General features: G+C 47.2%; 8 protein-coding genes. 3 read left to right on the top strand and 5 right to left on the bottom strand.

Annotation, left to right across the window (positions count from 1 at the left end; translation table 11 throughout):
- The first annotated feature begins 2 nt into the window (after nt 1-2).
- The 3 genes from LDL40_RS14735 (at nt 3) to LDL40_RS14725 (ending at nt 4595) form a co-directional block, all read left to right on the top strand.
- On the top strand, nt 3-1973 hold the full coding sequence (locus tag LDL40_RS14735; protein ID WP_300996179.1) for a bifunctional diguanylate cyclase/phosphodiesterase: 1971 nt from the start codon (nt 3-5) through the stop codon (nt 1971-1973).
- Nucleotides 1974-2051: 78 nt separating this feature from the next.
- Nucleotides 2052-2576: a phosphatase PAP2 family protein gene (locus LDL40_RS14730; RefSeq protein WP_300996178.1), complete on the top strand. Its 525-nt coding sequence runs from the start codon at nt 2052-2054 to the stop codon at nt 2574-2576.
- A gap of 138 nt (nt 2577-2714) precedes the next feature.
- On the top strand, nt 2715-4595 hold the full coding sequence (locus LDL40_RS14725) for a methyl-accepting chemotaxis protein (RefSeq protein WP_300996177.1): 1881 nt from the start codon (nt 2715-2717) through the stop codon (nt 4593-4595).
- A 56-nt stretch (nt 4596-4651) separates the two neighbouring features.
- Here the strand turns inward: LDL40_RS14725 and LDL40_RS14720 are convergent, their stop codons facing one another.
- The 5 genes from LDL40_RS14720 to priA form a co-directional block, all read right to left on the bottom strand.
- On the bottom strand, nt 4652-5053 hold the full coding sequence (locus tag LDL40_RS14720; RefSeq protein WP_300996176.1) for a DUF971 domain-containing protein: 402 nt from the start codon (nt 5051-5053) through the stop codon (nt 4652-4654).
- A 13-nt stretch (nt 5054-5066) separates the two neighbouring features.
- Complete coding sequence (gene hslU, locus LDL40_RS14715; protein ID WP_300996175.1) at nt 5067-6398, bottom strand: HslU--HslV peptidase ATPase subunit; 1332 nt, start codon at nt 6396-6398, stop codon at nt 5067-5069.
- 11 nt (nt 6399-6409) lie between these two features.
- Complete coding sequence (gene hslV / locus LDL40_RS14710) at nt 6410-6928, bottom strand: ATP-dependent protease subunit HslV (RefSeq protein WP_008899176.1); 519 nt, start codon at nt 6926-6928, stop codon at nt 6410-6412.
- Between the two features lie 114 nt (nt 6929-7042).
- On the bottom strand, nt 7043-7591 hold the full coding sequence (locus LDL40_RS14705) for an SPOR domain-containing protein (RefSeq protein WP_300996174.1): 549 nt from the start codon (nt 7589-7591) through the stop codon (nt 7043-7045).
- 48 nt (nt 7592-7639) lie between these two features.
- A complete protein-coding gene (gene priA / locus LDL40_RS14700; RefSeq protein WP_300996173.1) occupies nt 7640-9805 on the bottom strand; it encodes a primosomal protein N' in 2166 nt (721 codons plus the stop codon).
- Nucleotides 9806-10000: the final 195 nt, after the last annotated feature.

Raw genomic sequence — 10000 nt, 5'->3', positions numbered from 1 at the left:
TGCTGCACCTGACACAGATTGGGTTTGCACTTACTCTTTGCGCCTTACTTTGGTATTTTTTTCGGGTCTATCAGCGTAATTACCTGAAATCATGGGCCATAGCTTTTAGTTGTTTTACCGCCTACGCCGCCTTTATTTTGGTTGAAGTGTTTTGGCGCCCGGTATTTGCAGCTGAATTTTTGGGCCTTGCTGTTAAGTTTTTATACATCAGCTTTTGTTACGCCTTTGCAGTTTGGATTCTGGTTGGGGTGTTTGAAGCAGTAAAACAGAAAAGGCTGGCCAGCCGGACTGTGAATCAGCTGTTGATACTGGTCACTGGTATTTCATTTTTTTCCGTCACTATGTTTTTGTTATTGCCACAGTGGCAAAACATCACCATGTATTTGCAGGTGTATATGCGCCTGCTCCTGATTGGTGCAGCTTTGTGCGTGGCAGGTTTTTGGCTCTGGAGTCTGACAAAGCGTATTTTCGCCACTAAAGTGGTAGCCAGCGCTATGCTCGCATGGGGCGCTTTGTTTTTGGCCAGTGCAATATCAATGCTGTGGCACGACTCTCAGCAGGTTTCAGCTATAGTGGTATTGTATTTAAAGCATCTGGAATTGTTAGTTCAGGTGATTTTAGGCTTAGGCCTGATCATCTGGTTACAGGAAGATGAACGAAGCACTAATCAACAGCTTACAGCTAAAACTCAGTATCTGGATAGTCACGACCCCTTAACAGGAGCTTTGAATCGTGATGCGCTGCTGCGTGAGTTATCGCTGCTGGTTCAGGCAGACAAAGCTATCACCCTACTGATGATAGGTTTGGATAGCTTTAAAGTAGTCAACGAATCTGTAGGTCTTAAACAAGGTGACCGGATCTTACGCGAAGTAAACCGGCGCTTTGAATCGTCCATCGTTAAACCCCGTTTAATCGCCAGAACAGGTGGTGATATTTTTGCGCTGGTACTGGAAGATTGCAGCACGGACAGGCAAAAACTGTTCGCATTACAGCATCTGGAACAACTCATTGAAAAACCTTATACCACAGACAATGGTCTGATCAAGCTGACCGCCAGTATAGGTTTGGCCTGTGCGCCACAGCACGGACAAGAAGCCGATATGCTGCTGCAAAAGGCTAATATTGCCTTCCACCATTGCAAACGTCAGCGCCAAAGATGCACTTTCTACCAGCCCGGTATGGAAGAGGAGTCAGCCCGTTTACTCAGTCTGGAAAAGGACTTGTTATTGGCTTTGGAGCAAGATCAGTTTGTGTTTTATTTTCAGCCTCAGTGGGATCTGCGTGAGCAAAAAATTGAAGCTTTTGAAGCTTTAGTACGCTGGGAGCACCCGGAAAAGGGTTTGTTAATGCCAGGGCAGTTTTTACCTCTGGTCGAACAAGTGGGATTAAGCAAAGAACTGGATTTATTGCTGTTGGAAAAAGCGGTCTGCACCTTAGCCGAATGGAAAAAGCAAGGTATTCACATACCTTTGGCGGTCAATATGTCGCCTGTGCATTTTCAGGTCGACGGTTTAAAAAGCCGTATTCAGCAACTGTTGCTGAAATATCAGGTATCGCCAGCAGTGCTGGAGCTGGAAATCACCGAAAATACCGCTATGGGGGATATGGAAAAAGGCTCGAACTATATCAATGAGTTACAGCAAATGGGCATTCGTGTTTCTATTGATGACTTTGGTACCGGCTACTCTTCTTTGGGCTATTTGCGCAAAATGCCGATAGATAAAATCAAAATTGACCGCAGTTTTGTCACAGAGATGGCGGCCAACGACTCGGATATGATGATAGTTAAAACCATGATTACTTTAGCTCATGGTTTAGGCAAACGTATTCTGGCCGAAGGGGTGGAAACCGAAACCCAGTTACAGTTGCTGCGTACTCTGGCTTGTGATGCCATTCAGGGGTATTTATTGGCCAAACCTTTGCCTGAAGCTGAAGCTTTAGCTTTGCTTTATGGCTGCGTTTTGTCCAAATAATTGCTTATTTTTTTGTCATGTGTTTGTCACTAAGTCGCTTTAAGCTAAATCTAGTCAAAGTAATGCGGCGGGTGGCTTATGTGGTTACAAAAGCTCGGATTATGGGATCAACGTTGTTTTCTGGCGCTGTTTAGCAAAAGCGAACAAAAGCGGATCCATCAATTTAGTTTCTGGTGCTCAAAAACCGGTGACGGCCCATTGTATCTGCTGTTGGTGGTGCTGTTTTTTGCTTTAGAGTTAACCCATGCCAGCGCCTTCACTGAATTGTTGCTGCTCAGTTTTGCGATAGAATTGCCTCTGTACTTGCTGTTAAAAAACTCGATTCGTCGTCAGCGTCCGTATCAGCTGATGGCAGGTGTAATGCAAGCCCACATTGAGGCTTCCGATAAATTCAGTTTGCCGTCAGGTCATACCGCAGCTGCTTTTGTGGTAGCCAGTGCTTTATTATGTTTTTACCCAGAGTGGTCCTGGTTAGCTTTTAGCTGGGCTGGTTTAATTGGCTTGTCCAGGATACTGTTAGGGGTACATTTTCCGCTGGACATTCTGGCTGGATCATCTTTAGGTTTGTCCAGTAGTCTGATTGCACAACAAATACTGCATTAATTCTGCAATTTTTACTAAATATCTGCGTTTTAGCCTGCTAAAAGTCCTCCGGTTTTTTTATTCGCTCTCTATACTTTATTCAGACTTTATATCCCCAAATGATTCAACTGCTTGCACAGTATTTTTGGAGCATTTTCTATGAATTTTTTACGTCAGTTTACTATACGTCAACGCTTACTGCTCAACGCCATCACAGTGGCGGTTTCTATGCTAATTATGCTGGCTTTGTTGCTGTTTCAAAGCCGGCAGTTAACCACACTGGCAGAACTGCGGCTTGAAGTCGAACAACTGAACCTGAGTGTGTTGCAACTTCGGCGTAGTGAAAAGGACTTCTTGTTACGCTCTGATCTGGAGTACCAGCAAAAGTTTAATCAGGCTGCCACACAACTGAATAAAAAAGCCGAAGTGTTATCTGTGGGGCTGACTGATGTGAACATAGATACAGCGCCGCTGAGCTCTTTTACCGGTTACACCAAAAGTTATCAGGACTTATTTAATCAACTGGTGCAACTGTCTGAACAGGTTGGCTTAGACCCACAGTCTGGGTTATATGGTGAATTAAGGGCAAAAGCTCATGCATTGGAGCAGGCGTTTAAAGATACTAATGATTTACTGCTGACTACCCAGCTGTTGCAGTTACGTCGCGCTGAAAAGGACTTTATGTTGAGACTGGATCTAAAGTATCTCGAGAGTTTTAAGCAGGGATTTGCTCAATTCAGAACTCAAATTCAAACCTCAGTGAGCGACAGTACTGAAGCATTAAAAATGCAGCAACTGGCGGATGCCTACAGTGCTGCTTTTGTGCGTTTAGTGGAAGGTGAGCAAAAAATTGGTCTGGCACATGATCAGGGGGTGATGGGGCAAATGCGGGAAGCCATTCATCAGACTGAGGAAAGTCTGGAGTTGATGTCAAAACGAACTGAAGAGGCGGTGAATAAAGCCAGTTCAGCCAGCCAGACCCTGGCTATCAGTTTGTTTGTGCTGGTGCTGGTACTGGTGATAGCTCTGGTGCTGATGACCAGCAACAGTATTTTGCTGCCAATTCAGAAAGTCTGCGCCACTATAGGTTTAGTGCGCAAAGACAACGACTTTCGTCTGCGTGTGACGGAAGAGGGGCAGGACGAAATGACCACTTTAGCCAAAGACTTCAACCATATGTTGTCAGATGTGCAGGAGCTGGTACGTAATGTTAATCAGGCGTTGGAAATGCTGGATCAGGCCACCCACGAACTGGCTAAGTCAACGGCGGAAACCAGTAAAGGTATGGCGCAGCAACAGCTGGAAAGTGACATGGTCGCCACAGCAGTGACTGAAATGGGGGCCACAGTAGACGAAATAGCAGTCAATACTGAAAACACTGCGGCCAAAGCGCAGAACACCAATGCCAATGCCAACTCAGGTTTAAAAGAAGTGGAGCAAACGGTAAAACGTATTAACGTATTATCGCAGGAATTGCAGCAGGCTTCGGCTGTGCTTAGTGAGCTGGAACAGGACAGTGCCACTATCGGCTCTGTTCTGGATGTGATCCGGGGTATAGCTGAACAAACTAACTTACTGGCGCTAAACGCTGCTATTGAAGCTGCGCGGGCTGGAGAGCAGGGCCGCGGATTTGCCGTGGTTGCGGACGAAGTTCGTAGTCTGGCTCAGCGTACTCAGGAATCCACAGGTCAGATTGAAAAAATCATTTCAGGTTTGCAGCAACGCACAAAAAATATTGTGGCCGTGATGCAAAACTGTCAGAACCAGGGCAAAGAAAGTGCCAGTCAGGCTGGGTCAACTATCGAGTTATTGCGGCATATTACCAGCGATGTGGGCTTGATTATGGATATGACCACACAAATCGCGACTGCGGTGGAAGAGCAAAGTTTAGTGGCTGCAGATGTGAATAAAAATGTGGTGCGTATCCGCGATATTTCAGAAGATTCTTTAGCTATCTCCAGGCACAACGCGCAAATTAGTGAAGAAGTGGCCAGTCAGGCTAGCATGTTGCATCAAACGGTCGATAAATTTAAGGCTTAATAAAAATGGGGTCAGATCACATTGTTAATAGTTAACAATGTGATCTGACCCCATTTTCATAGTTGTTTGATCGCCAGCTGTATTTCTCTGTTGCTATTGGCTTGTTTTAACCGTTCAAGATAGTCCGCCCAGAGTTCTTTCTGTTGTGCTCCCAGTTTGGCCAGATAATCCCAGCTGTATAAACCTGTTTGGTGGCCATCATCAAACACCAGTTTCACCGCATACAGGCCCACAGGCACTATCTGGGTAATAGTGACAGCTTTTTTATGACTGACCAGTTGAGGTTTGCCGTGACCCCGCACTTCAGCTGAGGGCGAAAACACCCGCAAAAACTCAGCGCTGAGCTGAAACTGCTGGCCGTCGTTAAACCGAACGTCCAGCAGTTTGCTTATGCGATGATAATGCAGCGCAGCAACTTGTGGCTTAGAGTTCACATGATGTTGAGTCTGTGCTGTCATCGTTATACCCTAGTTATAAAATAAAACGGCTTAAATCTTCGTCCTGTACTAAAGCATCCAGGTGCGAATCAACATAAGCGGCGTCTATTACTATCTGCTGACCGCTGTGGTCTGCAGCATCAAAAGACAACTCTTCCAACAATTTTTCCATTACAGTGTATAAACGACGGGCACCAATATTTTCAGTGCGTTCATTCACTTGCCAGGCTGCATTGGCGATACGTTTAATGCCATCTTCAGCAAAACGCACCTGCACCCCTTCAGTTGCCAACATAGCCACGCTTTGTTCAGTCAAAGAAGCTTTAGGCTCAGTCAGGATGCGCTCAAAATCGTTGGCAGATAAGGCATCCAGCTCCACCCGAATGGGCAGGCGGCCTTGCAACTCAGGTACTAAATCTGATGGTTTTGCCATCTGGAAAGCGCCGCTGGCGATAAACAAAATATGATCGGTTTTGACCATGCCGTGTTTCGTATTGACTGTGCAGCCTTCGATCAGCGGCAGTAAATCCCGTTGCACCCCTTCACGCGATACGTCAGGGCCGCTGGTTTCGCCGCGCTTACAAATCTTGTCTATTTCATCAATAAACACAATACCTGTTTGCTCAACGGCTTCCAGAGCTTTGAGTTTCAGCTCTTCCGGATTCACCAAGCGGGCGGCTTCTTCTTCCACCAATTGTTTAAAGGCGTCTTTGATTTTTAATTTGCGGCTTTTTTTCTTGTCAGCCCCTAAGTTCTGAAACATAGATTGCAGCTGCGAGGTCATTTCTTCCATACCTGGAGGGGCCATAATCTCTACACCCATCACAGGCGCTGCTAAATCTATTTCAATTTCTTTCTCATCGAGTTGGCCTTCGCGTAACTTTTTACGGAAAACCTGGCGGGTGCCGCTGTCGGATTCGCTGGGTTCTGCTTTACCCCAGGCATCGCGGGCCGGCGGTAATAAGGCATCCAGAATACGCTCTTCCGCTGCTTCTTCAGCACGGAATTTGTTTTTAGCCACTTCCTGTTCACGGAACATTTTCACGGCACTGTCGGTTAAGTCGCGGATTATGCTTTCCACTTCTTTACCTACATAACCTACTTCAGTGAACTTGGTTGCTTCCACTTTAATAAAAGGTGCGTTCGCCAGTTTGGCCAGACGACGGGCTATTTCAGTTTTACCTACACCAGTAGGGCCAATCATCAGAATATTTTTTGGCGTCACTTCCTGACGCAGCGCCGGGTCAAGTTGCATACGACGCCATCTGTTACGCAGTGCAATAGCGACCGCTCTTTTGGCGTTGGCCTGACCAATAATATGGCGGTCCAGCTCATGGACAATCTCTCTTGGGGTCATATCAGACATGCACTTTACCCTTATAATTCTTCGATGGTCTGGTGATGGTTGGTGTAGACACAAATATCACCAGCTATGGTTAAACTTTTTTCGGCAATTTCGCGGGCGCTAAGGTCAGTGTTGGCTAAAAGAGCCGTGGCCGCAGCCTGAGCAAAAGGTCCACCACTGCCTATGGCTATTAAGTCGTGTTCTGGCTGAATCACATCGCCGTTGCCTGTGATGATCAAGGAACAGTTGGCGTCAGCTACAGCCAACAAAGCTTCGAGTTTGCGCAGCATACGGTCTGTGCGCCAGTCTTTGGCCAGTTCAACAGCAGCGCGCATTAAATGGCCCTGATGCATCTCAAGTTTTGCTTCAAAACGTTCAAATAAAGTAAAAGCGTCGGCTGTGCCGCCAGCAAAACCAGCTAAGACTTTGCCATGATAAAGGCGGCGAACTTTACGGGCGTTGCCCTTCATCACAGTGTTACCCAGTGATACCTGGCCATCACCGGCAATAGCCACATGGCCGTTGCGGCGTACAGAAACAATAGTGGTCATCGGAAGCCCTTTTTGGCTGAGAAAAACAGATAAGCAAGGAGATAAGGGTGGGAAGGTAAAATTTCAATGCCCAAAGCGCTGAAAGCAGCGCTTTGGGCATTGATACGAAGACGTTTAAGTCGCGTTTGCTATGCGGCAGTCGGCCACTTTTTGACGCAGCAAGCGGCTTTTATCGCTTTCGGCCTGACGTTTGCTGGTATAAGGCCCTAAAGTGACGCGGAAAAATACGCCGTTTTTGCCTTCAATACGCCGGACTTCCGAAGGGTAACCGGCAAAAGCGACTTTAGCTTTCACTTGCTGAGCGGTTTCAATAGCGCGGTAGGTGCCACAATACATTAAGAAGGGACCTTTAGCTTCCAGCTCTTCAACCTGGACCTGAATTTCTTTGTTTTCCAGCTCTTTTATATATTGGTAGGGTTCTTGCGCCGGCTTTGGAGGTAACTCATCTTTTTTGGCTGTAATAGCAGGAGTCACCGCATCCTCAACCGGAGTTTTTTGCGATAAATGATATAAAAACCATGCAAAACCAATGACTAAAACACCCACCGTGATCACTAAAGGCCAGGGAAAAGGTTTTACCGTTTTTGTATTCTTTTTTGGTCTGGGAGCGGCCCGACCTGCTTTGACATAATCTCTTTGTGGCATCTTTACAACTAAGGACAACTGGCCTGATGTCCCGCATTCTACTGCAGTTTTGTTAAAAAGAAATGATTAATTCAGGTCTTGTGGGTCTACATCCAGCTGCCATTTTACCTTACGGCTTAAGGACCAGCGGCTGATTTCTGTCAGCACTGAGTCCAGACTTTGGTGCAGCTGTTTTCTGTCTTTGGCAAAAAGCTGAATTTGCCAGCGGTATTTGCCTGCCTTACGTTCCATAGGGCAAGCCAATGGACCAAGCAGCTGGACCTGGGGCCAGTTTTTGTAATGTTCCGCCACTTGTTGCAGCCAGTCCTGACAGAACTCCAGCTGATGCGCTTCTACTCTGAATAATGCCAGGAACATAAAAGGTGGTAAAAAAGTTTGTTGCCGCTCTTTGAGTGCACTGCGGGCAAAAGAAGCGTAGCCATTTTGGATCACGTCCTGCAATAAAGCATGACCCGGATAGTGAGTTTGCAATAGCACTTTACCTGGCTGTGAACCCCGGCCAGCGCGGCCTGATACCTGAGTTAATAACTGCGCCAGTTGTTCAGGGGCGCGAAAATCATTGCTATACAAAGCAGAATCGACATCAATAATCACCACCAGGCCAACATTAGGGAAGTGATGGCCTTTGGCCAGCATCTGGGTGCCTAAAATCAGTTGAGGTTCGCCTTGTAAAATCTGATCCAAAGCCTGTTGCAAACTGCCTTTGCGTCTGGTGCTGTCTCTGTCCAGCCGGGTGACTCTGTGTGCAGGAAATAACTGCTGTAGCTGTTCTTCCAGCTGTTCAGTACCCTGACCTACCGGGGCCAGTTGAGTGCTGCCACAACCGCCACATTGATGTGGCACGCCTTTAGTGGCGCCACAATGATGGCACACCAGCTGGCGGCTTTGTTTATGAAAGGTAGTAAAAGCGCTGCATCTGTGGCATTCGGTCATCCAGCCACATTCATGGCAAATTAAAGCTGGCGCAAAACCACGGCGATTTAAAAACAGCAGCACTTGCTGGCCCAGTTTTAAATGCTGTTCGATTCGCTGGCGGGTTAAGCCTGCCATGCCATGCATCATTTGCTGTTGTTTTAAATCGACCAGTTCCACTGTCGGCATCAACTGGCCTGCGGCGCGGTCCGGTAATTCCAGATGAGCAAAGCGGCCTTGCTGCACATTGGCCAGGCTTTCTAAGCTCGGTGTTGCTGAGCCCAATAAAATAGGGCACTGCTGAATAGATGCGCGTTTAATAGCTAAATCACGGGCGTGATAACGAAAACCGTCCTGCTGTTTAAAGGAGTTATCGTGTTCTTCGTCAATGATCAATAATTCAAGCTTTAAAAAGGGCAAAAACAAAGCAGAGCGGGTGCCTATCACTATAGCTAAATCGCCGGTTTGGCAGCGTTGCCAGACGGTAAAACGCTCAAGGTCCGTCATATTGGAATGCCAGACCCCAACAGGCACAGCAAAACGTTGTTCAAAACGAGCTAAGGTTTGTGGCGTTAAACCAATTTCAGGCACTAACACCAGCACCTGACCACCTGCTTTGACCACAGGGCTTATGGCCTGTAAATAAACTTCGGTTTTGCCGGAACCTGTCACGCCTTCTAATAAAAAGCAGCTGAAACTGCCCAGGGATTGTCGCACTGCGGTTACAGCCAGTGCTTGCGCCGGATTTAAAGGTAAGGACTTTTGTTGTTCAGCAGTGGTTTGATAAGGACCATAAAAAACAGGCGTCACCAGAGCCCAGCCCTGGTCAATAAAATACTGCAGTTCTTTGCGCTGAAAATGCTCAAGCAACTGGCTTTCGGTTTGAGGCTGTTGTAACTGCTGCCACAAGGCCAGGCGTTTTTTTGCAGCTTTAAACTGCTCTGCTGTTAAATGCTGGCCTGCTGCCGTCAGGCTATAGCTGTGACCTTTGACTGGGTCGGCATTTTTTCCGTCGCGTAATAAAGCGGGCAGGGCGCTGGTCAGCACATCTCCTAACGGGTGATGATAATAATCGGCGGCAAAGCTCAAAAGCTGGCGAATAGGAGCTGCTAACACCGGAGTTTGGTCCAAAACCTGAGTGACGGCTTTGAGTTGAGTGACGTCGTAACTGTCGGTTGGGTTCAGTTGCCAGACAATACCTATCAGTTCGCGTTTGCCAAAAGGCACCAAAACACGACAACCAGGCTGCACCTCTGCCTCACACAGGTAATCAAAATGCACCCGAAGAGGAATAGGCAAGGCTACCCGAATCACTATCACTGCTAAATTCCACCTGTTTTATCAAGCAATTAGTGTATACCCAAGTGACCTCAATATGCGAGTTTCAGAGCCGCTGAGCGCTTGCAATGCAAGGCAAGGCAGGCTGGCGAAGCAATGTCGACTACCTTGTGAGACAGGCTAACACCGCAGTGCAATCGCCCAGCGACTCCCTTCGGGCGGGGCTAAAAGCGCTTT

Source organism: Rheinheimera sp., from assembly GCF_020217005.1.
Lineage (GTDB): Bacteria > Pseudomonadota > Gammaproteobacteria > Enterobacterales > Alteromonadaceae > Pararheinheimera.
Note: the sequence above shows the minus strand (reverse complement) of the source record. Positions and strands in the feature narration are given on the sequence as shown.